Below are 22,591 nucleotides of genomic sequence, written 5' to 3' on the forward strand. Positions count from 1 at the left end.
GATTTCAGTTTTTGAGTGGATCGTTGCCCCCAAGTCTTTTTGATTGAAAAGATCTATCCTCAGAGATATCGAAGGCTTTCCCAATCGGCAGCTTGTGCAGCAATGTTTCTTAATCCTTTTTGTGAAGGATGCTTAACGGCTGGGCTTGATCGCCAACTCCAAGCCCCACCGGGAGCGCAAGCTGACCTGATCTTGCTGGGTTGTATGGATCCCTCAACTTCTCCTTTTTCAGCAGGCTCTCGGCCAGAGGGTGTTTCTCCAGGGCCGGCTGAACCGGGATAATGATCGACTGGCTCACATCCGTCGCTTGTATCGAGTAGGGATTCTCTGCAATCGATGTAGACCCATATCTCTGTTCAGTATGTTCACCTTTCTCCAACCAGAGCTCTATGCCCAAACGTAAGCGAATCGGGATCCTCACCAGTGGCGGCGATTGTGGCGGCCTCAACGCTGTGATTCGAGCAGTGGTGCGGCGGGCCCGCGACTACGACATGGAAGTTTATGGCATCAAAGATGCGACGGCAGGGCTCATGGCTCGACCGGTGGAGGCGGAGCTGCTGGATGTGAAGCGGGTTTCCGGCATTTTGCGCTACGGCGGCACCATCTTGGGCACCGTGAACAAAGGCAACCCCTTCGCCTACCCTATGCCCGATGGCAGCTTGGTGGATCGCTCGGCAGAGGTGATCACCGGCTACCACCGGCTTGGGTTGGATGCCCTCATTGGGGTGGGTGGGGATGGCAGCTTGGCCATTCTCCGGCAACTGGCCCTGCAGGGGGATTGGAACTTTGTCGGGATCCCCAAGACCATCGACAACGATGTCGGTGCCACCGAGTACTCGGTGGGGTTCAACACGGCTTTGAGCGTGGCTGTGGAAGCTCTAGATCAGCTCACCTACACGGCCATCAGCCACAGCCGAGTCATGGTCATGGAAGTCATGGGGCGGGATGCCGGTCACATTGCCATCAGCGCCGGCATTGCCGGGGGGGCGCATGTGATTTTGATCCCGGAAATTCCCTACAAGCTGGAGAATGTCTGCAAAAGAATCCGCGACCGCAAAGAGCGAGGCAATAACTTCAGCATTGTGGTGGTGGCAGAGGCGGTTCGCACCGAGTCGGGGGAGCCGGTGACCCACACCAACAGCCTGGGGCAGTCTCTCTACGGCGGCATTGGCCATTACATCGGCAATGAGATCGCCCTGCGCACCGGCATCGAAACCCGGGTTATGGTTTTGGGCCACCTGCAGCGGGGAGGTACGCCTTCTCCTCTGGATCGCCTGCTGGGAGCAGCCTTTGGGGTGGCTGCTGTGGACTTGATCGCCCAAGGCAAATACGACCGCATGGTGGCCTGGCAAAATCGGCGGGTGGTGGATGTGCCCCTGGCAGAGGCCATCTCCCAGTATCGGCGGGTGGAGGTGGACGGGGCTTTGATCGCCACAGCCATTGGCTTGAATACCTATGTGGGCGAGGTGGATCCGCAGCTTTTGCGCAGCATTTCCCCCTGATCTTCCGGCAAAAACGACACGTGGGCAGAGACAATCTTCCAGCCGATATCGGGGAACCTGTACCACATCTGGCTTTGGCGGCCCAAGCGAGGGATCCCGTTCACCAGGCGGCGAAACTCTAGGGTGACCGAGCCGCAATCTTCCCCAAAGGTGACCACCTGCAAACGCAGCATCTCGCGGGCCAAATTCGTGGGAGGGCGCTGTTGGCGAAAAGCCTTGATCTCCTCTCCCCCGTAGAGATTTTCCCCCACCCCAAAGCGCACCACCTGGGGGCCATCCCAAAACAGGCGGGTTAGGGTGGGCACATCATTGCTCGTCAGGGCAGCTTCGTACTGATGGTAGAGTTCGGTTAGCTCTGCCACCACCTCGGGGCGATTCACCACACTCATGGGCCGGGCTCTCGTGCAATCGAAATGGGATCCTATCGGCTCCAGGAGCAGCAGGAGGTTCTGGAAGAACAGCGGGATCCCATCGTGCGGCAAGACATCTCTAGGATCTAGGGGCTGAGAACGGCTTGCAAAGACCGCACATCGCAGTAGTACACCTGATGGCGGTGGGCATACCCCTTCAGCTCTACGGCCTGATGCGAGAAGCAGGTGGCCGCCTGCCCCAGTTGTTTGGCCAAGCAGGTGTAGGTGTCCTGGCTGACCGCCAAGTCGGCGTTGAGGGTGCGGGTAGCGCTCTCGATGCGAAAGGCCAAATTCACCGTATCTCCCAGAGCCGTATATTCTTGGCGGGTGTTGTTGCCCACCTGGCGCACGATCGCCGAGCCTGTGTTAACCCCTGCCCCCAGACGAATGGGAGAAGGCAGCGGAAACTCACCGTTCAGTTGCTCGGTCATTTGAAACAGCTTCGCTATGGCCTGCAAAACCGACTTCACATCGAGGTGAATTCCCGGCGCTTCAACTCCTCCCAGGGGAGCGGTGTTGGCCTGGGGCACATGGAACCAAACGGCCATAATGGCATCGCCAATGTATTTATCGACAGTGCCCCCGTACTGCTGAATGATATCCCCACCCCGCCGGAACCAATCGCCCATCACCTGGGAAAGCAGGCGCTCGTCCAGTTGTTGAGTCAGTTGTCCGTACCCTCGCACATCGACCACCGCCACCGAGATCAGCCAGCGGGTTTGTAAAACCAGGGTGTCCGAAGGTTTGGCCGCGGGGCTGGGTTCTGAGCTGGCCAGGGATCCGCTGTGGAACTCCAGCTGGGATTGTCCAAGGGTGAGGTGATCCCCATCCTGCAGCAGGGTGGGAATGCTGACGCGGCGATTGTTGACAAACGAGCCGTTGCGGCTGCCCAGATCGATGAGATAGATGCTGTTGTTGTCGAGGTATTGCAGCAGGGCATGTTGGCGGGAAACGCTGGGATCGCTCAAGACGATGGCGTTGTCTTCATCGCGGCCTAGGGTCCAAGCGGTCGCTCCCGAGAGAATGTGTTTCCTCTGGCTGCCATCCGGCTCTTTTAAGATCACGTAGGGTGCGGCAGTGGCGGCAGATTCGCTCGTGACGCTCATGATGGGATAAGTTGTAGACGCGACCACACTTCAATAAATACGATACCCCGCTCCCCTTCGGTTGATCGGGAAGATGCCTGGGCTGGATTTCTAGGCTGTCTTCGTCGAGAGATGGAGGTCTGAGGATGGGCTTGGCGGGGGGCCAACCCGACCGATATCATTTTATGTAGATACGTTAAGGTCTATGCTGGATCCCTCCCATCCCATTCCCGCTGAGCAACAGCCGCTCCGGCAATATGCAGAGCTGAGGGAAGCCTTTCCTTTTTCCTGGCCTGCTTTGGGGTGGATCCCTTACTTAAAACGAATCTTTGGGGTTTGGGGAGCTGTTGTGCTGGCGGTTTCCCCGCTGGTTTGGAGCAGCTTTGCCGGAGATTGGGGCCACTTTGTCTCTGGGTCGGTGCTGGGGGCCAATGTCTTGCTCGGCCTGGTGTTGCTCCATCTCTACTTGGGATGGGCTTATGTGCGGCGGCGCTTGGTACAAGCCCAGATTCCCTATGAAGAAAGTGGCTGGTACGATGGGGCGATGTATGCCAAGTCAGAAGAGGAGCTGGCTCAGCATCGGCTGATTGTCAGGTATCAGATTGATCCTGTGTTGCAGCGCCTGCGACGGAGCTTGTGGGGCGTAGTGGGCTTGAGTGGGTTGGTGGCCCTGCTGTGGCCTCTGGGGTAGGCAGTTGGTTGGCTGTTTTTAGGATCCCGGACAGTGCACATCACTTCTGATCTGGCTCAAACCTTGCGACCCACCGCTGTGGCCATCGGGAACTTCGATGGCTTGCATCTGGGCCATCAGAAGGTGCTGCAGCCGATTCGAGATTCTCTTCAGGGGGTACGTACTGTCCTCACCTTTCATCCCCATCCCCAGGAAGTCTTGACGAGGCGGCCTCAGCTGTTGCTCACTCCCCCTGCCGAAAAGCTGGATCTGTTGGCGCAAATGGGCTTTGAGCAGGTGGTACTGCTCCCCTTCACCCCTGCATTTGCCTGCCAGCCCCCCCAAGAGTTTATCCAAACGGTACTTGAACAGGGCCTGCGCGTTCGCCATCTCAGCGTCGGTTGGGATTTTTGCTTTGGCCACCGTCGCTCCGGCAACGCCCAAACGCTCCAGGCTTGGGGATCCGAGCGCTGCATTCCGGTGGAGGTGATCCCGGAGGCGAAACTGAACGGGGAACGGGTGAGCAGCTCTCGCATTCGAGCTGCCCTGGCGACCGGGGAGGTGTCCACTGCCGAAGCGCTCTTGGGTCGCCCCTATCGTCTGATGGGAGAGGTGGTGCAAGGGGATCAGCGGGGCCGACAACTGGGCTTTCCCACCGCCAACCTCCGCTTGCCTCCGGAGAAGTTTTTGCCCCGTGATGGGGTGTACAGCGTTTGGGTGGATGTGCCTGCTGCTGCGGCAGCTCTGCCTGGGGTGATGAACATCGGCCATCGGCCCACCTTTGCCGGTTTACAGCACACCGTCGAGGTGCATCTGCTGGATTGGACAGGAGATCTCTACGGGCAAGAGGTGCGGGTGGCGCTACGGGGCTTTATCCGCACAGAGCGGAGATTTCCCACGGTGGCAGACTTGGTTCAACAAATTCAGCAAGATTGCCAAACGGCTCGTCAGCAGTTGGGCTTGGCCGAGCAAGTGGGTATGGTCTAAAGAGATCTACCTCCTTTCTGAAGAGAGCTCGCAAGCACCGATGCTCACCCAGGCGCTGCTACCATCTCGCCAGTATTCTTTTTTCCAGATGGGGGCGTTGTGCTTGAGGGTGTCGATGGCAAATTGGCAGGCGGCAAACCCTTCGGCCCTATGGGGGGTGCCTACCGCCACCAAGACGCTGATCTCGCCAATGCGCAACTTGCCGATGCGGTGGTGGATGACCACGCTGTTGGCGTCTGGCCAGCGCTGCTGAATCTGTCGGGCAATGTCGGCGAAGACCTTCAGGGCCATGGGCTCATAGGCTTGGTATTCCAGGTAATCGACAGGGCGGCCATTGGTGTTGTCTCGAACGGTACCGCTCATCACCACCACGGCCCCATTGCCCGGATGGGAGGCCTCTTGGTGGACACGGTCGATGGACAGGGGAGCCAGGGTGATCTGGAAGGAAGTCTTCAGGACGGTCAGGAGATTCATGATGGCCCAATAAGGGATCCCCACAGCAATGCTATCGCTTCTGACCATTCCACCGTAGCCCCGTAGGTGTCCCCCGTGTGCCCTCCCAACTGGCGGTAGATCCAATAGCCCACAGCCCAAGCTCCCAGGGCGGATCCCAGCGTCCAGAGCAGCAAAGGGGGCCAAGCCAAGAGCCCGACCCAGCCCAACCCCCCGGTGATGGCCAGCAAAAGCAGAGTGCCCGGCCACAGGGATCCCGGCAAGGAGGTGGAGTCCTTGAGGAAGCGGGCGGATCCCTGCTCGCGCAGGTAGGGGTACAGGGCAATGGCGAGCAACTGGCCCCAACGCCCCCAAGCAGGCACCAGCAGCAAGAGGGGCCAAGGTTGAAGGCTACTCAGGGCAGCAAATTTCAGCAGCAGCACCAGCACCAAGGCCAGCACCCCATAGGCCCCAGTGTGGCTGTCGCTCATCACCTGCAGGCGGCGGGATCCCTCCGGGTCTGCCTGGGCTGCCGGTTGCGGATCCCCTGTGTGGGGAGGCTTGTGGACATTGATCGCCAAGCCATCGGCAGTATCGGCCACCCCGTCCAGGTGCAGTCCACCGGTCAAGAGAACCCACAGGGCCAAGAGCAAAGCGGCCCGCACCGGATTGGGGAAAACCTGCAGCAGGATCCCGGCCAAGGAGAGGATCCCGCCCAGCAACACACCTACCCCCGGCAGCCAGGCGGCAATGCCCTCAAACGACAACTCCCCCACCCACCCCAGAGGCAGGGCCGTGTAGAAGGTCAAAGCTGCCCAGAAGCGCCGCAATCACTCCATCCTTGAGTTCTGTGCAAAGGGATCTGCCAGTCCAGCCCTCTTGGAGAGACGCTCAGGAATCCTTGCGAACGGTGCGCCCCACCACAATGGTGAGCTTGACAATGGTGAGCTTGGCCACCAAAGCTCCGATGGCGCCCACCGCGGCCAACACCAGAAAGAGGGCTGCTTTTTCAGAAAGACTGGGATCCGCGGAGTCTGGTTCGAGTTCATGCTGAAGATCCTCCATCGCGCGGGTTGGCAGTTCCAACTCAGTCTGCCTTAGGGGGCCGGGAACTCTCTTGGATCCCTTGCCCCGGCTCTCCCTGAGAGCTAGAAGGAATGGGCCCCAGAGTCACCGGATGTATTCCTTCAACACGCTGTTGCGGTTGGGGTGGCGCAACTTGCGCAGAGCCTTAGCCTCGATCTGCCGGATTCGCTCACGGGTGACATTAAAGATCTGGCCGATTTCCTCCAGAGTTTTCATGCGGCCATCATCCAAGCCGTAGCGCAACTTCAACACATCCCGTTCGCGAGCGGTGAGGGTTTCCAAAACACTTTCCAGATCTTCTCTGAGCAAGACTTTGGCCACCCGATCCTCCGGCGTCTCCCCATCCGACTCGATAAAGTCTCCCAGCCGAGAATCCTCTTCCTTGCCGATGGGGGTTTCCAAAGAGATGGGAAGCTGGGCCGACTTGGCGATAAAGCGCAACTTCTCGATGGTGATCTCCATGCGGGTGGCGATCTCCTCTTCGGTGGGCTTGCGGCCCAATTCCTGGGAAAGCAACTTGGTTACCTTTTTGATGCGGGAGATCGTCTCGTAGAGGTGGACAGGCAGGCGAATGGTGCGGGATTGGTCGGCAATGGCGCGGGTGATGGCCTGTCGAATCCACCACGTCGCATAGGTGGAGAACTTGTAGCCCTTCTCGTGGTCGAATTTCTCGGCTGCCCGAATCAGGCCCAGGGATCCCTCCTGAATCAAATCCTGAAAAGACAGGCCCCGGTTCATGTACTTTTTGGCGATGGACACCACCAAACGCAGATTAGACTGCACCATCTTTTCTTTGGCCCGCCGCCCCCGATGCAACCGCCGCCGAAATTCCGGCAAGGACATCTTGACCTCTTCTGCCCAGAGGGTGTCCGGCACCTCTTCTGGGTCTGACCAGAGGCCCATACGCTGAAAAACGGCCTCGCGAGCGCGCTCTAGCTCCAGCAGATCGGCAATTTTTCGGGCTAGCTCGATTTCTTCATCGGCCCGCAGCAGCCGGATACGCCCAATTTCTTGCAAATAGACCCGGATAGAGTCATCGGTGTAGGGCTTTTTCTTACTGGCCGCCTTGCGCTTTGAGCGACCTTTGGCACCGGCGGCGGCAGTCTCTCCATCCTCCTCTGCTGCCTCTTCGTCGTCATCCTCATCAAAAGCATCAGTGTCACCGGTATCCAGTTCGCTCTCGAGGGTATCTGTCTCGGTGTCCAACTCCAGGGCGCTGGAAGGTGGATTTTCCAGATCCGGTTCGAGAAGAGCTGTTTTACCCGATTTCACCAATTCCTTTGCTTGAGCCATGCTGAGTTCCTCGTGATCCTAATCACAGACAACTAAAGGTGACTAAGGGAGCTTAGACGCCAAAGGGAGAGGAGCAAGTTGCAGCTCTGCTGCATCCCACAACGCCAGAGTGAGGGAGCCGATATCCGCAAGCCAAAGCCTGACTTGCCCTAGGCCAGCCTGCCCGCTTCTGAATAACCGATTGCTCGGGTCAATCTGGAAGCAGATATCGCTCATGGAGCTCAACTGAACTGGCGCAAGACTCGTCTTGATGGACGGGGCCTCTCGAGGTGGCGAAAGGTGGATCTTTCTCTTCGCCAATCCTGCGACGAGGTGCGAGGCACTTCACTGGGGGGGCAGAACATTCAGCACCTCAACCACTCCAACCCGCGAGGAGAAGATCGCTCTACAGCAGGCGGCAAGTGACCCTGGGAGGAACACTTGCGAGCAACTGTAGCCGTTCACACCAAAACGTCTTCCCTAAATTAGCCCGACCTGGGGGAAACAGCAACGGGGCAGGCAAAGAAAATGTTAAATTCACCTCAACAATGGCCAAGATGGGATCCCTGGCCCCTCGGCCTAGTCCGAGCAAATGGCTCGATGCTAACTTAAATCAGGCTCTAGGTCGATGACACCCTGCCTGACTTTGACTTCTATGACCCATCCCTTCCTGCAGCATCTCCAGGAACGTGTGATTGTCTTTGATGGGGCGATGGGATCCTCCCTCCAGGCCCAGAACCTGACGGCAGCGGATTTTGGTGGGCCGGAGCTGGAGGGTTGCAACGAGATGCTGGTGCTGACCAAGCCGGAGGCGGTGGAGCGGGTACACCGCGGCTTTCTGGAAGTGGGGGCCGACGTTGTTGAGACCAATACCTTTGGGGCCACCTCCATCGTTTTGGCCGAGTACGGGATCCCGGAAAAAGCCTACGAGCTGAACGTGGCGGCGGCGCGACTGGCCAAGCGGGTAGCAGCCGAGTTTGCGACGCCGGAAAAGCCCCGTTTTGTGGCCGGCTCCATTGGCCCCACCACCAAGCTGCCCACCCTGGGGCACATCAGCTTTGATGAGATGCGGGCTGCCTACGAGGAGCAGGTGCAGGGGCTAGTTGACGGTGGGGCGGATCTGCTGATCATCGAGACCTGCCAGGACATTTTGCAGACCAAGGCGGCCCTGGTGGCCGTGCAGCAGGAGTTTGCCCGACGCGGGATCCGCCTGCCGGTGGTGGTGTCCCTGACCTTTGAGGTGCAGGGGACAATGCTGGTGGGCACGGAGATCGGGGCGGCCCTGGCCATCCTGGAGCCCTATCCCATCGATGTGCTGGGCCTCAACTGCGCCACTGGCCCAGACAAGATGGTCGAACACATCCGCTATCTGTCCCGCCATTCTCCTTTCCCCATCTCCTGCATCCCCAACGCTGGCCTGCCGGAAAACATCGGCGGCAAAGCCCACTACAAGCTCACGCCGGAGCAGTTGCGCTTCCACCTGGAGCACTTTGTGCGGGATCTGGGGGTGGCAGTGGTGGGAGGCTGCTGTGGCACCCGTCCCGAGCACATTGCCGCCTTGGTGGAAGCCGTGCAGGGGTTGCGGCCTAAACGCCGCTCCGTCGAGCGCATTCCCGCTGCTGCCTCGATCTACACGCCCCAGCCCTACCTGCAGGACAACTCGTTTTTAATCATCGGCGAGCGGCTGAATGCCAGCGGCTCCAAAAAGATGCGGGAGCTGCTCAACGCCGAAGACTGGGACGGCCTGGTGGCCCTAGCGCGGGAGCAGGTGCGGGAGGGAGCCCACATCCTGGACGTGAATGTGGACTACGTGGGCCGGGATGGCGTGCGGGATATGCGGGAGCTGGTCTCGCGGCTGGTTACCCAAATCCCAATTCCCCTGATGCTGGATTCTACCGATTGGCAAAAGATGGAAGCGGGCCTCAAGGTGGCGGGGGGCAAGTGCCTGCTCAACTCCACCAACTACGAAGACGGGGAAGAGCGCTTCTTCAAGGTGCTGGAGCTAGCTAAAACCTACGGCGCCGGGGTGGTCATCGGCACCATCGACGAAGAGGGCATGGCCCGCACCGCCGACAAGAAGTTCCAGATTGCCGAGCGGGCCTATCGCCAGGCGGTTGAGTACGGGATCCCGCCCTACGAGATTTTCTTTGACCCTTTGGCCTTGCCCATTTCCACCGGCATCGAGGAAGACCGTAGCAACGGGGCAGCCACCCTGGAGGCCATCCGCCGTATCCGCCAGGCTTTCCCGGAGACCCACATTCTCTTGGGCATTTCCAACATCTCCTTTGGGCTCTCGCCGGCAGCCCGCGTGGTGTTGAACTCGGTGTTTTTGCACGAGTGCCGTGAAGCTGGGCTGGATGCCGCCATCGTCAGCGCCGCCAAGATCCTGCCCCTGAACAAGATCCCCGCAGAGCAGCAGCAGGTGTGTCGGGATCTGATCTGGGATCGGCGGCAGTTTAACGCCGTTCGCGTTAGCGGGACGGAGTCCTCGGGCATTTGCACCTACGATCCCCTGGCGCGGCTGACGGAGCTGTTTGCGGGAGTTTCCAGCCAAGAGCTGCGGGCAGCCAGATCCCTGGCCACGCTGCCTCTGGAGGAGCGCCTGCGGCGGCACATCATTGACGGGGAGCGGATTGGCCTGGAGGAGACCCTGGCGGAGGCACTGCAGAAATATCCTCCCCTGGAGATCATCAACACCTTTTTGCTGGATGGCATGAAGGAGGTGGGGGAGCTCTTCGGCGCTGGCAAAATGCAACTGCCCTTTGTGCTGCAGTCGGCAGAAACCATGAAAGCGGCGGTGAAATACCTGGAGCCCTTCATGGAAAAGGTGGGAGGGGAAGTGTGCAAAGGCACTCTTTTGATTGCCACCGTCAAGGGGGATGTCCACGATATTGGCAAAAACTTGGTGGACATCATCCTCACCAACAACGGCTACAGGGTAATTAACTTGGGCATCAAGCAGCCGGTGGAAAACATCATCGAAGCCTATGAAAAGTACAAGGCCGACTGCATTGCCATGAGCGGCCTGTTGGTGAAATCCACGGCCTTTATGAAAGAGAATTTGGAGGTGTTTAACGAGCGGGGCATCACCGTGCCGGTCATCCTAGGAGGGGCGGCCCTTACCCGCCGCTTTGTGGAAGAAGACTGCCGCCAGACCTACAAAGGCCAGGTGATCTATGGCCGCGATGCCTTTACTGATCTGAACTTTATGGATCGGCTAATGCAGGCCAAGGCTGCTGGCCGCTGGGATGACCGGCTGGGTTTTCTGGACGACCTAGAGCTGGGATCCCCCTCTGCCAACGGCCAAAAAGAAGCTGCTTCCACTCTTCTAGAGGAGACAGATCCCACCCTGCCTGCTCCAGAGGTGACTGTGGGTGCTACTCCTGCCCTTGCCATCTCGGCTGGCAACGGCGGAACGGAGACCCCACCCCCAGACACCCACCGCTCCGAGGCGGTTGCCCTCGAGACCGAACGGCCTATCCCGCCCTTCTGGGGATCCAAACTTCTCGCCTCGGATCAGATCCCCTGGCCAGAGGTCTTCTTCTACATCGACAAGCAGGCCCTGGTAGCCGGCCAGTGGCAGATTCGCAAGCCCCGCGACCAGTCGGCGGAGGAGTTTGCCGAGTTTATCGCCACCCAGGTGGAGCCGGTGATCGAGCGCTGGAAGGAGCGAATCCTGGCTGAGGATCTGCTGCACCCCCAAGTGGTCTACGGCTATTTCCCGGCGCAGGCGGAAGGAAATACTCTAATCCTGTTCGACCCGGCCAGCTTCCCGGAGCTGTTTGCCCTGGAGCCCGACTCCACCACCTACTTCCAACTGCCGACGGTCGAGCGGCCCCAGCTTTCTCCCCAGGTGCGGGAGCTGGCCCGCTTCACCTTCCCCCGCCAAAAGAGCGGCCACCGCTACTGTATCGCTGACTTCTTTGCCGATCGCTCCACTGGCCTAGTAGATGTCTTCCCCATGCAGGCGGTTACGGTAGGGGCAGAAGCCACCGCCTATGCCCAGCGCCTGTTTGCCGAAGGCCAGTACACTGACTACCTGTATTTCCACGGCCTGGCTGTGACCCTGGCGGAAGCCCTGGCGGAATGGTGCCATGCCCGCATCCGGCGGGAGCTGGGGTTCGGCCACGAAGATAGCCCCGACATCCGCAAGATCCTGCACCAGGGCTATCGGGGATCCCGCTATAGCTTCGGCTATCCGGCCTGCCCCAACATCGCCGACCAACGGGTTCTGCTGCAGGTGCTCCAGGCCGAGCGCATCGGCCTGACCATGGACGAGAGCGATCAGTTGGATCCGGAACAGTCCACCACCGCCATCGTTGCTTACCATCCGGCAGCCCGCTACTTCAACACTTAGGCTTAGGCCCTCATCTCCAACCTCTCTCAGGGGGAGAGGGGGAACTGTCGAGAACGGCTAGCGGGATCCCAGGCAGGAGCGGCTGTTCGCGTCAGCGGTGCGGAGCACTCCGCAGGGGGAAGCCCACGACCAAGATCAAGGTAACCAGAATGATCAAGGTGGAGAGGGCATTGATTTCCGGGGTAACTCCTCGTCGCGCCGTGCTGTAGATCAAAATTGGCAAGGTCAGGCTCTCCGGCCCACTGGTAAAAAAGGAGATGACAAAATCATCTATCGAAAGGGTAAAAGCCAGCAAAGCGGCAGCTTGGATCCCTGGCATGGCCAAGGGCAAGGTGACATAGCGTAGCTTTTGCCAGGTGTTTGCATAGAGGTCATAGGCTGCTTCTTCCAGGGCGGGATCCAAAAGTTGGAGACGGCTGCGCACCACAATAGCCACAAAAGCAATCTGAAACGTAATGTGGGCCAAGATCATCGTCCCCAAGCCCAGCTCAAAGAGGCCCGTGTAAAAGCGCACAAACTGGTAGAACAGCAGCAGCGCGATGGCCATCACAATATCGGGGACGATCACCGGCAACAGCATCAGCCCCTGCAGGATCTTTTTACCGGGGAAGCGATAGCGATACAGCCCATAGCCCAGCAGGGATCCCAGCAGCGTGCTGACCAGCGTGCTGACCAACGCCAGGACGAGGGTATTTTGCGTGGCCTGCCAGACCAGGGCATTCTGAAACAGGGAAAGGTACCAATCGAAGGTAAAACCTGTCCACGCCAGGCCAAAGCGGGCTCGGTTAAAGGAGTAGACGGCGATCAGCAGAATTGGCAGGTAGAGAAAGCCATAGATGGCATAGCTGACTCCCCGCAGCCAGGTGGGTATCCTTGCCAACATTCGGCCAACATTCGTGTGTGGTATCTCAGTTGTCTCTATCCCACTGTAGAGCAGACCGCCAAAATTGCAGCAACTCCCTAGGCTTTATACATCAGCCTGCAACCCTGTCTATCACGCCAAAGTCCGTGCCAATGTGAGGTTATCTGTGGCTGGATTTGTTGAATTGATGATGGGATCCCTGAAGCTGTAAAGACGGCAATCAAAGAACGTGAGCCAAACGAAATGTTTTGCTGTTCGCGTTAGGGGGACGGAGTCCTTGCCTTATTCGGGCAACCCGATACCTGTGACTGGGAAATTGGCAGCACAGGCATTCCCCAACGCCGGCAGTGGGCACCTCCGCGAGGATTGCTAAACTTAGGCTCGGAGTGGTGTGAAAAAGCTGCAACCCATGCCCAAAAGCAGTTCTGGTCGTCTTCGAGAAAAACAAAATCCAGAGGAACCGCACGCGAAAACCAAGGGTATGTCTCGGCCTGTCGGTCGCGTCAGCGGGACGGAGTCCAAACCGTTGCGGTGGGGCAATACAGCCTACTGGGAGGCGGTTGGGTTGATGTTGCTAGGGATCCTGCTGATCGTCTATCGCTGGCGGGGCACCCTGCTGATGTTGATCAATCCCGGCTACGTGAATGTGGCGCTGTTGGCCGGGCTGTGTCTGTTGGGCTTGGGGATTGGCCGTTGGCGAGGAGCCAAAGTCCCTTCTTCTGAAGTCCATTCCTCGCTACTGGGGCCGCGGCTGGGCGCAGGACTGTTGATCCTGACAGCACTGCTGGGGTTTTGGGTCGAGCCACGCCCGCTCTCCAGCCAAACTGCCCTCAACCGAGGGGTATCTCCCTATCTGGGGGTATCTCGTAGCCAGCCGCAGGCTTTTCGCCCCAAGCTCGACCCGCGTCAGCGAACTCTGCTGGACTGGGTGCGCACCTTGGATGTCTACCCGGATCCCTACACCTATGAAGACCAGCCGGTGCGGGTGCAGGGGTTCGTCATTCCTGACGAGCGACCCGACCACTTTGTTATTGCTCGGTTTTTGGTTAGCTGCTGTGCTGCCGATGCTTACCCTGTGGGCTTGCCGGTGCGCTGGCCAGAGGCAGAGCAGTTAACTGCCGACAGTTGGCTGCGTCTGGAGGGGCGCATGGCCGTGGAGCAGCGGGATGGATTATCTCAGTTGGTGATCGTTGCCGAGCGGCTGGAGCCGATACCGGTGCCGGCCAATCCCTACGCCGACGAGTGAGAGTAGGCGCTCAGATATCGGTTTCGCTCAGCTTGGCGCTCAGGTAATCGAAGGGCTCGGCCACAAAGCTATAGTCTTCGCCGGAGCCAAGCAGCTCCAGGGTGCGGGTTTTCATGTTTTGGATCCCAATCACCGTCGGGGCGATGGGCACACCGAGGGAGTTGTAGGTCTCCCGTAAGCCGGCCAAGACTCGCTCATCCAAAATGCTGTTGTCGGCAGCCACCAGCGCGTAGGAAGCGTAGCGCAAGAAGTAGTCCATATCCCGCAAACAGGTGGCATAGCGGCGGGTGGTGTAGGCGTTGCCTCCCGGACGAATGAGATCTGGCACCTGGGCGAACATGGCCGCAGCAGCCGTTTTGACGATATCCACTGAGTTGAGATTGATCACGTTCACGGCCTTGATGCGCCGCAGCCCCGAGTCATAAAAAGCCTTGAGCGCATCCATTGCCTCCCGATCCAAGTAGCGGCCCGTCAGGTCGTAGGTTTTGATCAGTGTGGTTACGGCATCCCGCATATCCCCAGCTCCATTCTTGTGACTTTATTTTGTAAAGTAGCTTGAGATGAAAAAATGAGAAGAGATTTTGCCGGACAACATCCAAAGGTCAACCTTGGAAAATCGAGCCACAGCCCGGCAACGGCGACGCTTCAGGCTCCCCTTCGCCCTCAGAAGTTTAGCATGCGGGGGTTTCTTTCCCACTTCCCTCTGAGACAATGGCCAATGTTGTTACGAAAATGTAACTTTTCTGCAACACTCTAGGGATCCGGCGGCAACACCCGCAGCGGCTTGAGCTGGCCTGCCTGACCATACCCCAAGCCCAAAAACTTGCCCTCCTCATCCAGCACCCGCAAAGTAGGGGCATCGACAACAGGCCGGTCGAGGAGAATGGCCCGACCCTGCAGCCACTGCTTCGCTTCGGCGGAAGAGAGTTCTACTGCCTCCCAATCGGCAAATCCCCACTCAATGGGCAACAGGGCGGCAGCGGGATCCGCGGATCCCTGCCATTTCTCCAGGGGCAGGCTTTCTGCGATGCGAAAGGGGCCACTTTGCAGCCGTCGCAGCCGGCTCATCAGCCCTCCACAGCCCAATTTTTCCCCCACATCGCGGGCAAGGGCACGAATGTAGGTGCCGGGGCCACAGGCAACTTCCAGATCCACTTCCGGAAAGTCTCCGGCTCGCCAGCCCAGGACCCGCAGTTGCTGAATAACCACCCGTCGGGGTTCCAACTGGAGTTCCGCAGCCTCTACGCCGGCCCGGGCCAACTGGTAGAGCTTTTTCCCCTGGCGCTTAAGGGCGCTGTAGAGGGGCGGTACCTGCCAGATCTCGCCGGTAAACTCCCGCAAACACTGCTCCACCTGCTCGCGACTCAACCCAGGACAAGGGGATCCCACCCGGATCTGCCCTTCGGCATCGTCGGTGTCGCTGCGCTGTCCCAATCGGAAGGTTGCTTGATACACCTTATCCCCCGACAAAAACGACAAAAAGCGTGTTGCCCGTCCCACCGCAATCGGCAAAACCCCCGCTGCCGCCGGATCCAAGGTGCCCCCATGCCCCACCTTGCGGGTGCGCAAGACCCGCCGCACCACTGCCACACAGTCGTGGGAGGTGAGCCCCGCCGGCTTGTCCAGGTTGAGAAAGCCCTCCAGGGATCCTATGCCAGGCATAATATGCATCAACAGTTAAGATTTGTAACTGAGCTGCCCCAGCGCTTAACATGGGGTTAACTTTCGTCTCCAAGTTTGAAGCACCTATGGCTCAGTCTGACCTGTTCTTTCAGCCTATCTGGCAACGCCTCCTGATGATTGCCCCCTTTTTCCTGTGGGGCTCAGCAATGGTGGTGATGCGAGATGCCCTCTCCGAGACCACCCCCCTCTTCATTGCCATTCTGCGGTTGCTGCCGGCAGGGATCCTGGTTCTTGCCTTTCGGCTCTGGCAGGGGCGGGGCTCTGCGGCCTCTCACGCCTGGCATCCCAGAGGGCTGCGCGGCTGGCTATGGGTGTTGGCGTTTGCGCTAGTGGACGGCACTTGTTTTCAGGGATTTTTGGCCCAAGGGCTGAAAGAGACAGGGGCAGGCCTGGGATCCGTGCTAATCGACTCGCAGCCGCTGGCGGTGGCTCTGATGGCCACCTGGTTTTACCGCGAGCGGATGGGATCCCTGGGCTGGCTGAGCCTGGGGCTGGGAGTTTTCGGCATTGGCCTCATCGGCCTATCCGGCGAGGGATCCCTGCAGTTGGGGGCCGGCGTCGTTTGGATGTTGATGGCCTCCCTGTCGATGGCCATCGGCACCGTGATGATGCCCAAGGTGGCGGAGGTGGCGGATCCGGTGCTGGCGACGGGCTGGCACATGGTGTTGGGCAGCCTGCCGTTGATCCTGCTGTCAGCACTAACAGAAACCCAGCAATGGCAACACCTGAGCGGGATCCACTGGCTGGGCCTTCTCTACGCTTCGGTGATGGGGAGCGCCTTGGCCTATGCCCTCTTCTTCTATTTCGCCTCCCAGGAAAACCTCACCGAGTTCAGTTCCCTGACCTTCCTCACCCCCATCTTTGCCCTGCTGTTTGGCAGCACCTTTCTGGGGGAATCGCTGACGCGGCTGCAATGGCTGGGAGTGGGCATCACTCTGGTCTGTGTGTACTTGATTAACCACCGGCAAGAATGGCAGGAGCGCCTCCACCTGGGCTGGAAAGGGATCCTCTCAGAGCTGGGTTTAGACTGGCTGGTGAGCGCCTTGAGCACCGTCGAGATCCGCGATGGCAACCCCGACTGATCAAAGCTTGGGCAGGGATCCCTTAGGGGGGCAAGAACCCCATGGCCTCTCTCACCCTTTGTAGCGTTTGCTCGGCGATGGCACGGGCCTTAGCGGCATTCTCCCGTATCAGAACGAGCAGGTGGTCCGGGTTGCTCCACAGTTCCCGGTAGCGCTGCTGAATGGGCTGCAGGGCGGCGATGATGCTGTCGGCGAGGAGGGGCTTGAACTGTCCCCACCCCATCTCGGCACACTCAGCCGCCACCGCCTCCTTGCTTTTGCCGGAGGTGAGCATGTAAATCGTCAACAAATTGTGGGCTTCGGGACGAGCCGGATCGTCAAAGGCAATGCCCCGAATGGGATCGGTCTTGCATTTTTGGATCTTCTTGCGGATGGTATCTGGGTCATCCAGCAGATGGATACGGCTGAAATCCGAGGGATCCGACTTGGACATCTTCCGCGTACCATCGGTCAAGCTCATTACCCGCGCCCCCTCCGGACGAATCAGGGCCTCTGGGATCAGAAACACCTCTCCAAAACGGTCATTGAAGCGGCGAGCGATGTCCCGACACAGCTCAATATGCTGCCGCTGATCCTCCCCCACTGGCACATACTTGGGTTGGTAGAGCAAAATATCCGCCGCCTGCAAAATCGGGTAGCTGAACAAGCCAACGCTGGTCTCCTCTCCCTGTTTTTCTTTCTTCTCCTTGTATTGGATCATGCGCTCCGCCCAGTTCATGGGGGTGATGGTGTTGAACAGCCAGGCCAGCTCCGTATGGGCAGGCACGTGGGACTGGACGAATAGCACGCAATGCTCCAGGCTGAGACCGCAGGCCAAATAAAGGGCAAACAGCGAACGGGTTCGCTCCCTCAGCAGCTTAGGATCCTGAGGAACGGTGATGGCGTGTTGATCGACGATGCAAAAAAAGTTCTCGTAGTGCTCCTGCTCGGCCACCCAGTTTTTAATTGCCCCCAAGTAGTTGCCCAAATGCAGTTCGCCAGAGGGCTGAATGCCAGAGAGGGTGCGCGGCTTGGCCATAGGGAAAGCAAATCTCAAACGCCAACAAGACGGAGGACAAGAGCAAGGAAAGTCTTTTTCAGGATATCAAGAGAGGCGCAACCCGTTGGTTCATGATGGAAAAAAGACGCCCAACCCCACACCATGTTAGACTCAGAACCCGAACTGTTACGTGCTGCCAACCACTATGTGCTGCTGATCCCGGGCTTGCCGGAGCAATTTCTCAGCCCCGAGGAATTGCAGGAGTTTCTCATGCGGCTGTTGCAGGAACATCCCCACTTGGTGGATGCAGATCTGGCCCGCTATCCCACCCCTCAAGCGCAGGCACAGCGGCTGATCGACACCGCCTGTGAGCTCGAGGTTTGCCCCGGCGAAACTGTGCAGTGGCATCCTGTGCGCCTGAGCAAGCGCTCCTCGACACGGTCTTAACAGGCTCGGAAGTTCCTTGACAAGGCCGTTTGTGGCCTCGTTGCAGCAGCGTTGCAGTTCCCCTCCCGCAGGCATAGCAAAAACCTCACCAGAGGTGGGGCGGGCAGTACGGGGTTGTGTTTCGGATCCCGCCTTGGGCGTGATACAACGCAAGAGTAGAGATCCTTAGTCCTAAACTTAAAAGGGGTCAGCCATGCCGCGCAGCATGAAGAACGACAACTTCATTGACAAGACCTTCACCGTCATGGCCGATCTAATTCTGAAACTGCTGCCAGGGGTGAGTTCCGAGGAAAAGAAAGCCTTTGCCTACTACCGGGATGGCATGGCCGCTCAGAGCGAAGGAGAATACGCCGAGGCCCTAGAAAACTACAGAGAAGCCCTCGCCCTCGAGCAAGGGGAAGAAGACCGCAGCTACATTCTCTACAACATGGGCCTGATCTACCAGAGCAACGGCGAGCTTGACAAAGCCCTCGACCACTACCACCAAGCTCTGGAGTTAAACCCAAGACTTTGCTCTGCCCTGAACAACATTGCCGTATTGCTGCACCACAAGGGCGAGCTGAGCCTGCAAGCCGGGGATGAGGAAACAGCAGAGGCCCTGTTCAACGAGGCTGCCCAGTACTGGATTCGGGCCATTCGCATTGCCCCCAACAACTACATCGAGGCCCAAAACTGGCTGAAAACCACCGGGCGCGCCAACCTGGAGGTGTACTGAGCTTTCCTGCAGAAGGACTCCGTTCCGTTAACGCGAACGGTTGATCTCGGCTACCCTGGGCTAAGTCAAGTCGATAATCTGGGAGCCGGAGGAGAGGATGCTGAAACGGGAAGAAGTCCAACATGTTGCTCACTTGGCTCGTCTGGAGCTGACCGAGGAGGAAGAGATCCAGTTCACAGAGCAGCTAGCAGACATCTTGGCCTACGTGGAGCAACTGAAGGAGCTGGACACGGAGGGGGTAGAGCCCACCTTTCACGTCCTGGACATGGAACTGCCCACCCGCCCCGATGAAGTCGAGCCCTACCCGGATATCGAAGGGATCCTGGCCAACGCCCCTGACCGGGCAGACATGTTCTTCAAGGTGCCCCGCATTTTGGAAGAAGAAGACTGACATGGGTCGGCAGGGATTCGAACCCTGGGCCAATCGGTTAAAAGCCGAGTGCTCTACCGCTGAGCTACCGACCCAAGTTTGCAGCTTTGTCATATTAGCAAAGCTTCTGTCACATTCGCAAAGGTTCTGGCCGTATCCCCAAAAATCTTGCTATGCTGGACTCAAGTCAACCCTGGGGCTGTAACGGTTTCGACGGGGTGGCGAACATGGGTTCATGAGGCAGGTCGGGATTGAGCTTATCCCGTTACCACCAGGCTCAAAAAAGTACGTGCGAACAACGTCGTACCCTTTGCTCGTAAAGCGGCTGCTTTGGCTGCCTAAGGCTCAGTAACCGAAAACTTACTCTGAGCTCGAGGATCTGCTCACGACCCCGTTAAGTGGGCGGATCACAACCCCAACGGGTGCAGCTCTCTACTCCGGCTCCGTCGAGGGAGAGACCAAGATCAGGCGGAGAACTCCCATCGCCGGGATCCAAGCGGCGATCCCCGCCTCGAGGGTCAAAGAGGCTAAACCTGTGAATGAGTGATCCCTCAGTACCCATCTCGGACACGGGTTCGACTCCCGTCAGCTCCATTTCCCAAAGTTGAACAATGCCCAGAAGTTCCTACACAGCAAGGCTTCTGGGCTTTTTGATATTCTTGACAGCCCACCCAAATCCGTTGGATCCCGATTCGGTCAGCGCGATGAGGGACAGGGGGTGGATATGGCGCTCACTGCTGGTTGGAATGACTCAAGCTGCAGCAGCCTTTGATCTTTGGCGGAGGCGGGGGCACATCCAAAGCCGGGTTGCACTCAAAGAAGCCTAGGGGCTTGAGCATAAAGCCGATGTAGCTAGCCGGCATCACTGGCCAGTCCTCGGTGCGGGGGAAGTGATTGCAGCCAAAGCTATACCAGAGCACCAGGCGGGTGTTTTCCAGGGATCGGTTCGCTTGCGTCCATTTCACCAGCCCTTCGCCACCGGGATGTTGGTTGGGGTAGTTCCCTGCTGGGAACTTCTCGCCGGGATGGTAGGGCGTGGCCCAGAGGTGGTGGGCCAGGTATCCTGCCCGTCGGTACAGCCAAGAGTTGGGGTGGGCCAAAAGCTGGACGTTTTCCCCCGGCATCAGTTTGTAGGCCACCGGCTGTCCCAGGCGGTTGTGGCGATTGGGGTTGACAATCTTCCAATAGCGGCCCCGCAAGGGATCCACCGTTTGCTTGGCCTCCTGCTCGGCGCTCAGCAGGGTAGAGCGGGCGCGAAAGGCGTTGCCATGGGGGTTATCTGGCCCCAGAGGCAGAGGTTCTGCATGCACTTCGTAGAGGGAATTGCACGGCCCATCCACTGCCATATCCAGGCGAACGGTGAAAAAGTGCTGGTGGTTGAGGCCGGACAATTGGGGTGCCACCAAGACGCCGAACTCCGGCTCTTCCCCCGGCAACGTAGCGCAAGTGTTGATAATGCCGGTGAGCTTGGCTTCAAACTCCAGCGTGCCGTCTTGGTAGAAATACCAGAAAAAGCCGTAGTCGTAGTTGCCAATGGTGGTGAAAAAGGAAAGCACCAGCCGCCGCGAGCGCCGCACCTGCGCCCGTTCCGTGCGCCAGTCGGTGTGCTTCCAAAGGATGCCAAAATCCTCCTCGTGCATGCAGACGGCATTTTTCAAAAGCATGGGCTCACCGCTGTTGGTGGGCAGCCAGGCATCGAAGTAGTAGATTTCCCCCAGACAGTCGCAGCCCAGCCGCAGGGAGTTGGCCTGCATCCCGATGCCGTATTCCCCCACATCGAAGGCATTTTTGCGGAAGTGGGGATCCCGCGGATCCCCGTAGGGTACCACCATCTCTGCTACCGAAGCCCGATAGAGAATGGGGCGAAGGCGGCCTTGATCCTCATAGCTCACTTGGTGCAACACCAGCCCTTCTCGCGGGTTAAAGCTGATGCGCAGATCCCACTTCTGCCAGCGGATGTGGTGCCCCTCCACCTGGAAGCTCACCCCTTGGGGCTGAGTGATTTCTAGCGGCTTCAAGTCTTGGCGAAAATCTTTGAAAAACAGCTCGTCGAAGTTACCGGGCTCCGGTGGCAAGGGCCACAGACCCCGATCCTCCACCTTGACGACTTGCATGCGGTTGAGGTCAATCCAGGGATAGAGACCCTCGATGGGACGGGCATAGCCGTTATCGCAAGGGGAAGTGCGCAGGAAACACAGGCCCCGCACCAGCCGCTTTTTCGCCTCTTCCGGGATCCCAAAGTAGCCCACCGTCCAGTAGTCCACCATCACCAAATCCACATCGGCAATGCCTCGGCGCTGCAAAGCCGCTAAAAACTGGGGATCCTCCTTGAGCAGGCGGTCGCAGGCGTACACCTCATCATCCAACAGGGGGGGCTGCACGCCCGCAATGAGCTGCCAAGAGCGCACCTGCTGTGTTGACAGAGAGACCACCGCTTCGTAGGTGTTGCCAGCGGCGGGATCCAAAAGCACCACAAAAGCCTGCCGATCCCACGGCTGCCCCGGCTGCCAAGTTTCCATCCAAGGCCGATCCGGCTCGTGTAGCTGGATGGTTACAAAGCGCCACTGAGAACTGAGGGGCCGTTGCCGGCGCAGGATCTGCACCACCTGCCGCATTTCCTCGGCGCTAAGGGGATCCAAGGGGTGGCCTTGGGGCAATGAAGCCTGGCCAAGCAAAGCAGATTCACTCGACTGGCTATGTCGATCCAAACTGGGAGAAACTTTACAAACCACAGCAATAACCTTGAATTCTTCGGTTGGAAAATGATTGAGTTGAGCTAGGAAAAAATAGGGAGAAGTCTGCTGAGAAAGGTCAAAGGGATCCCTTCGCTCGCCATGCCGCGGGCCAGCCCATCAACCCAACTCAGAGAATCCAGAAAACCTAACAGCAGGCTAAACAGACTATCCTGTTACCATCGCCAACATCGGGCAACTTTGCAAGAGATACCCGGGGAAAGGAAAACTTAAGCCAAAGCCCAAGGAAGTGAAGACAACCTCGGCCCTGCTAATTGTCCAGATCTAGCAATCTTCTGTTTCCCCGTCCGCTAACCAAATGAAGAGGGCAACGGCACCTTGAGAAGCCGCGCCAGGGCGAACAGGAAACCGTCAACCCATCGGGAAAATCTGAATACAGGTCTTACTACAGATAAACCCAAACTCGAGAGCAGCAGAAACTTTCTGAGATTAAACGCCAGGCTTAGCGTTGCATAGAACAGCATAAAAAAGAAGAAACGCTTCACGCAGGCTAAGGGCAAGCTCACACCGAGAAGGCACAACCCAACGTCGACCTCTCCCGAAAACGCAAAAATGTCTCGAAACCTGCCCTGACCCTACCTGCCAGGGGGATCCCACCACTTGGGATCCGAAATGCAACTGACGATACTATAGCAGAGGCACCCCCCTTTCCC

The 22,591-nt window shown here is 58.5% G+C and carries 21 protein-coding genes, 1 tRNA gene and 1 other RNA gene; 11 read left to right on the forward strand and 12 right to left on the reverse strand.

The features are described from left to right. The first annotated feature begins 389 nt into the window (after positions 1–389). The gene (locus NW816_RS05745; protein WP_414332294.1) at positions 390–1,502 is read left to right on the forward strand and encodes an ATP-dependent 6-phosphofructokinase; all 1,113 of its coding nucleotides are present in this window, start codon (positions 390–392) and stop codon (positions 1,500–1,502) included. Here NW816_RS05745 and hpxZ read toward each other — a convergent pair. Both hpxZ and NW816_RS05755 read right to left on the reverse strand, forming a co-directional pair. Then, complete coding sequence (hpxZ, locus tag NW816_RS05750) at positions 1,454–1,891, reverse strand: oxalurate catabolism protein HpxZ (RefSeq protein WP_414408537.1); 438 nt, start codon at positions 1,889–1,891, stop codon at positions 1,454–1,456. The two genes, NW816_RS05745 and hpxZ, sit on opposite strands and share 49 nt — an antisense overlap. 107 nt (positions 1,892–1,998) lie before the next feature. After that, positions 1,999–3,018, reverse strand: a complete 1,020-nt coding sequence (locus NW816_RS05755) for an FHA domain-containing protein (protein ID WP_414408538.1) — start codon at positions 3,016–3,018, stop codon at positions 1,999–2,001. A 184-nt stretch (positions 3,019–3,202) separates the two neighbouring features. On the opposite strand from NW816_RS05755, the gene NW816_RS05760 reads away from it, so the two are divergent. Next, positions 3,203–3,688 carry a CGLD27 family protein gene (locus tag NW816_RS05760; RefSeq protein ID WP_011433781.1) on the forward strand — a complete coding sequence of 162 codons (486 nt, stop codon included), beginning with the start codon at positions 3,203–3,205 and terminating at the stop codon, positions 3,686–3,688. Positions 3,689–3,721: 33 nt separating this feature from the next. Continuing rightward, positions 3,722–4,654 carry a bifunctional riboflavin kinase/FAD synthetase gene (locus tag NW816_RS05765; RefSeq protein WP_414408539.1) on the forward strand — a complete coding sequence of 311 codons (933 nt, stop codon included), beginning with the start codon at positions 3,722–3,724 and terminating at the stop codon, positions 4,652–4,654. A gap of 6 nt (positions 4,655–4,660) precedes the next feature. On the opposite strand, the gene NW816_RS05770 is transcribed toward NW816_RS05765, so the two are convergent. The 4 genes from NW816_RS05770 to rpoD all read right to left on the reverse strand — a co-directional run bounded on the left by NW816_RS05770 (position 4,661) and on the right by rpoD (position 7,465). Beyond that, positions 4,661–5,128: a molybdenum cofactor biosynthesis protein MoaE gene (locus NW816_RS05770; RefSeq protein WP_414408561.1), complete on the reverse strand. Its 468-nt coding sequence runs from the start codon at positions 5,126–5,128 to the stop codon at positions 4,661–4,663. Further along, positions 5,125–5,916 (reverse strand): adenosylcobinamide-GDP ribazoletransferase, encoded by a 792-nt coding sequence (locus NW816_RS05775; protein ID WP_414408540.1) that lies wholly within the window; start codon positions 5,914–5,916, stop codon positions 5,125–5,127. The genes NW816_RS05770 and NW816_RS05775 overlap by 4 nt, the downstream gene beginning before the upstream one ends. 61 nt (positions 5,917–5,977) lie before the next feature. Beyond that, the gene (locus NW816_RS05780; RefSeq protein ID WP_414408541.1) at positions 5,978–6,172 is read right to left on the reverse strand and encodes a hypothetical protein; all 195 of its coding nucleotides are present in this window, start codon (positions 6,170–6,172) and stop codon (positions 5,978–5,980) included. 84 nt (positions 6,173–6,256) lie between these two features. After that, on the reverse strand, positions 6,257–7,465 hold the full coding sequence (gene rpoD, locus NW816_RS05785; protein ID WP_414350793.1) for an RNA polymerase sigma factor RpoD: 1,209 nt from the start codon (positions 7,463–7,465) through the stop codon (positions 6,257–6,259). Between the two features lie 279 nt (positions 7,466–7,744). Between rpoD and NW816_RS05790 the strand changes: the two genes are divergently transcribed. Next, on the forward strand, positions 7,745–7,870 hold the full coding sequence (locus NW816_RS05790; RefSeq protein ID WP_414383983.1) for a hypothetical protein: 126 nt from the start codon (positions 7,745–7,747) through the stop codon (positions 7,868–7,870). A gap of 229 nt (positions 7,871–8,099) precedes the next feature. Continuing rightward, positions 8,100–11,801, forward strand: a complete 3,702-nt coding sequence (gene metH, locus NW816_RS05795; RefSeq protein ID WP_414408542.1) for a methionine synthase — start codon at positions 8,100–8,102, stop codon at positions 11,799–11,801. A 91-nt stretch (positions 11,802–11,892) separates the two neighbouring features. Here the strand turns inward: metH and NW816_RS05800 are convergent, their stop codons facing one another. Beyond that, a complete protein-coding gene (locus NW816_RS05800) occupies positions 11,893–12,684 on the reverse strand; it encodes an ABC transporter permease (RefSeq protein ID WP_011433789.1) in 792 nt (263 codons plus the stop codon). Between the two features lie 460 nt (positions 12,685–13,144). On the opposite strand from NW816_RS05800, the gene NW816_RS05805 reads away from it, so the two are divergent. Continuing rightward, on the forward strand, positions 13,145–13,909 hold the full coding sequence (locus NW816_RS05805; RefSeq protein ID WP_414408543.1) for a TIGR03943 family putative permease subunit: 765 nt from the start codon (positions 13,145–13,147) through the stop codon (positions 13,907–13,909). Between the two features lie 10 nt (positions 13,910–13,919). Here NW816_RS05805 and apcB read toward each other — a convergent pair whose 3' ends face one another. Both apcB and truB read right to left on the reverse strand, forming a co-directional pair. After that, entirely contained in the window at positions 13,920–14,423 is a 504-nt protein-coding gene (gene apcB, locus NW816_RS05810) for an allophycocyanin subunit beta (protein WP_011433791.1), read from the reverse strand. 239 nt (positions 14,424–14,662) lie between these two features. Beyond that, a complete protein-coding gene (gene truB, locus NW816_RS05815; protein ID WP_414408544.1) occupies positions 14,663–15,571 on the reverse strand; it encodes a tRNA pseudouridine(55) synthase TruB in 909 nt (302 codons plus the stop codon). Between the two features lie 86 nt (positions 15,572–15,657). Between truB and NW816_RS05820 the strand changes: the two genes are divergently transcribed. Then, the gene (locus NW816_RS05820; protein WP_414408545.1) at positions 15,658–16,674 is read left to right on the forward strand and encodes a DMT family transporter; all 1,017 of its coding nucleotides are present in this window, start codon (positions 15,658–15,660) and stop codon (positions 16,672–16,674) included. Between the two features lie 22 nt (positions 16,675–16,696). Here the strand turns inward: NW816_RS05820 and trpS are convergent, their stop codons facing one another. After that, a complete protein-coding gene (gene trpS / locus NW816_RS05825; protein WP_414408546.1) occupies positions 16,697–17,692 on the reverse strand; it encodes a tryptophan--tRNA ligase in 996 nt (331 codons plus the stop codon). Positions 17,693–17,815: 123 nt separating this feature from the next. Here trpS and NW816_RS05830 point away from each other — a divergent pair, with 123 nt between their 5' ends. The 3 genes from NW816_RS05830 (at position 17,816) to gatC (ending at position 19,206) form a co-directional block, all read left to right on the forward strand. Further along, entirely contained in the window at positions 17,816–18,100 is a 285-nt protein-coding gene (locus NW816_RS05830; RefSeq protein ID WP_414408547.1) for a chlororespiratory reduction protein 7, read from the forward strand. Between the two features lie 193 nt (positions 18,101–18,293). After that, positions 18,294–18,815 (forward strand): photosystem I assembly protein Ycf3, encoded by a 522-nt coding sequence (locus NW816_RS05835; RefSeq protein WP_414350803.1) that lies wholly within the window; start codon positions 18,294–18,296, stop codon positions 18,813–18,815. Positions 18,816–18,912: 97 nt separating this feature from the next. After that, complete coding sequence (gene gatC / locus NW816_RS05840) at positions 18,913–19,206, forward strand: Asp-tRNA(Asn)/Glu-tRNA(Gln) amidotransferase subunit GatC (protein ID WP_414400282.1); 294 nt, start codon at positions 18,913–18,915, stop codon at positions 19,204–19,206. A gap of 2 nt (positions 19,207–19,208) precedes the next feature. Here gatC and NW816_RS05845 read toward each other — a convergent pair. Then, positions 19,209–19,280: transfer RNA gene (locus NW816_RS05845), tRNA-Lys, on the reverse strand. 100 nt (positions 19,281–19,380) lie between these two features. Between NW816_RS05845 and ssrA the strand changes: the two genes are divergently transcribed. Beyond that, positions 19,381–19,782: a transfer-messenger RNA gene (ssrA, locus tag NW816_RS05850) on the forward strand. A gap of 134 nt (positions 19,783–19,916) precedes the next feature. Here the strand turns inward: ssrA and NW816_RS05855 are convergent. Continuing rightward, positions 19,917–21,860 carry a primary-amine oxidase gene (locus NW816_RS05855; RefSeq protein WP_414408548.1) on the reverse strand — a complete coding sequence of 648 codons (1,944 nt, stop codon included), beginning with the start codon at positions 21,858–21,860 and terminating at the stop codon, positions 19,917–19,919. Positions 21,861–22,591 lie beyond the last annotated feature (731 nt).

It is taken from the genome of Synechococcus sp. W55.1, from assembly GCF_047461655.1.
Taxonomy (GTDB): Bacteria; Cyanobacteriota; Cyanobacteriia; order Thermostichales; family Thermostichaceae; genus Thermostichus.

Bases quoted from the DNA above. Each gene is read 5' to 3' on its own strand.
- hpxZ (WP_414408537.1), bottom strand. From the start codon at position 1,891: ATGAGTGTGGTGAATCGCCCCGAGGTGGTGGCAGAGCTAACCGAACTC.
- truB (WP_414408544.1), bottom strand. From the start codon at position 15,571: ATGCCTGGCATAGGATCCCTGGAGGGCTTTCTCAACCTGGACAAGCCG.
- NW816_RS05805 (WP_414408543.1), top strand. From the start codon at position 13,145: ATGTCTCGGCCTGTCGGTCGCGTCAGCGGGACGGAGTCCAAACCGTTG.
- trpS (WP_414408546.1), bottom strand. From the start codon at position 17,692: ATGGCCAAGCCGCGCACCCTCTCTGGCATTCAGCCCTCTGGCGAACTG.
- NW816_RS05830 (WP_414408547.1), top strand. From the start codon at position 17,816: ATGTTAGACTCAGAACCCGAACTGTTACGTGCTGCCAACCACTATGTG.
- NW816_RS05760 (WP_011433781.1), top strand. From the start codon at position 3,203: ATGCTGGATCCCTCCCATCCCATTCCCGCTGAGCAACAGCCGCTCCGG.
- metH (WP_414408542.1), top strand. From the start codon at position 8,100: ATGACCCATCCCTTCCTGCAGCATCTCCAGGAACGTGTGATTGTCTTT.
- rpoD (WP_414350793.1), bottom strand. From the start codon at position 7,465: ATGGCTCAAGCAAAGGAATTGGTGAAATCGGGTAAAACAGCTCTTCTC.
- NW816_RS05835 (WP_414350803.1), top strand. From the start codon at position 18,294: ATGCCGCGCAGCATGAAGAACGACAACTTCATTGACAAGACCTTCACC.
- NW816_RS05800 (WP_011433789.1), bottom strand. From the start codon at position 12,684: ATGTTGGCAAGGATACCCACCTGGCTGCGGGGAGTCAGCTATGCCATC.
- NW816_RS05770 (WP_414408561.1), bottom strand. From the start codon at position 5,128: ATGAATCTCCTGACCGTCCTGAAGACTTCCTTCCAGATCACCCTGGCT.
- gatC (WP_414400282.1), top strand. From the start codon at position 18,913: ATGCTGAAACGGGAAGAAGTCCAACATGTTGCTCACTTGGCTCGTCTG.
- NW816_RS05745 (WP_414332294.1), top strand. From the start codon at position 390: ATGCCCAAACGTAAGCGAATCGGGATCCTCACCAGTGGCGGCGATTGT.
- apcB (WP_011433791.1), bottom strand. From the start codon at position 14,423: ATGCGGGATGCCGTAACCACACTGATCAAAACCTACGACCTGACGGGC.
- NW816_RS05820 (WP_414408545.1), top strand. From the start codon at position 15,658: ATGGCTCAGTCTGACCTGTTCTTTCAGCCTATCTGGCAACGCCTCCTG.
- NW816_RS05755 (WP_414408538.1), bottom strand. From the start codon at position 3,018: ATGAGCGTCACGAGCGAATCTGCCGCCACTGCCGCACCCTACGTGATC.